The organism is Falsiroseomonas sp. E2-1-a20, from assembly GCF_051433195.1.
GTDB lineage: Bacteria > Pseudomonadota > Alphaproteobacteria > Acetobacterales > Acetobacteraceae > Falsiroseomonas.
Window position 1 is genome coordinate 1 of the sequence record NZ_JBHMFT010000144.1, and the last position, 1,444, is coordinate 1,444.

Genomic DNA, 1,444 nt, shown 5'->3' on the forward strand with positions numbered 1-1,444 from the left:
CAGCCCGTTGACGAAATCGGCTTGGCCTGATTCTGACATCCGTGTTGGATGAGAACAGGTGTCGGATGGCGCTGGGTCGGCAGCGGGATCGTCAGTCGGAGATGCTGGTGTCGTGGTCGGAGATGCCACGCTCGCCGGGGCATGCGTTCTACGACCGGCTTCAGGCTGAGCTCGTCGCGGCCGGGTTCGACGGCTTCGTCGAGGGGCTTTGCGCGGCGCAGTATGCGGCGCGGCGTGGCCGGCCGTCGCTGCCGCCGGGGCGCTACTTCCGCATGCTGCTCGTCGGCTACTTCGAGGGCATCGACAGCGAGCGCGGGCTGGAATGGCGCTGCGCCGATAGCCTGTCGCTGCGCGACTTCCTCCGCCTCGGCGAGCGCGAGCGGGTGCCGGACCATTCCTGGCTGAGCCGCACGCGCTCGCGACTGCCGCTCGAGGTGCACGATGCGGTCTTCGCCTGGGTGCTGCAGCGCCTGGCCGAGCGCGGCTTGGTGAAGGGCGAGCGCATCGGCGTCGACGCCTCGACGATGGAGGCCAACGCGGCGCTGCGGGCCATCGTCCGGCGCGGCAGCGGCGAGGGCTACCGCGAGATGCTCAACCGCATGGCCCGCGAGAGCGGCATCGAGACGCCGACGGCCGACGACCTGATCCGGCTGGACCGTGCCCGCAAGGGCAAGAAGCTGTCCAACGCCGATTGGGAAAGCCCGGCCGATCCCGACGCGCGCATCGCCCGGCTGAAGGACGGCCGCACGCGGCTGGCGCACAAGCCGGAGCACGCGGTCGACCTCGACACCGGCGCGGTGGTCGCCGCCGAGATGCACGCCGCCGACCGCGGCGACACCGCCACCCTGCCAGGCACCCTGGCGAGCGCCGCGCGGCATCTCGACACAGTCGAAGCCGCGCCGAGCCCAGAGGCGCCGGCCGAGCTGGTGGCGGACAAGGGTTACCATTCGCGCGAGACGCTGAAGGCGCTCGACGATGGCGCGTGGAAGACGCGCATCTCCGAGCCGAAGCGCGATGGCTTCCTGCGTTGGCATGGCGACGATGCCGCCCGCCGCGCCGTGGTCAACAACCGCATCCGGCTGCTCTCCGGGGTCGCCCGCGCCGCCTTCAAGCTGCGCGCCGAGATCGTCGAGCGCTGCTTCGCCCTGGTGCTCGACCGCGGCGGCATGCGGCGCACCTGGCTGCGCGGGCGGAAAAACATCCAGAAGCGCTACCTGATCCACGTCGCCGGCTACAATCTGGGATTGATCATGCGCCTGCTGACCGGCGCCGGGACACCAAGGGAGTTCCAGGCGCGCCTATCTGCGTGCCTTGCCGCCATCATCATGCCAAACGGCTGCCCGCTGCTCCTGCTGATCGTCGTCGCCGGAGATCAGACCGCCGCCATCGCCTTCAGCTTCGGGCCAGATCCTCAAAGCTGAACGACGACTTCATCAACGGGCTG

At 70.0% G+C, this 1,444-nt stretch carries 1 protein-coding gene; it reads left to right on the forward strand.

Annotated elements, in window-relative coordinates; translation table 11 throughout:
• The first annotated feature begins 65 nt into the window (after positions 1 to 65).
• A complete protein-coding gene (locus ACFHPP_RS30990) occupies positions 66 to 1,421 on the forward strand; it encodes a transposase (protein ID WP_437167074.1) in 1,356 nt (451 codons plus the stop codon).
• The last annotated feature ends 23 nt before the right edge of the window (positions 1,422 to 1,444 follow it).

Excerpts from the sequence above, each read along its gene's own strand:
- ACFHPP_RS30990 (WP_437167074.1), top strand. The coding sequence starts at position 66 with ATGGCGCTGGGTCGGCAGCGGGATCGTCAGTCGGAGATGCTGGTGTCG.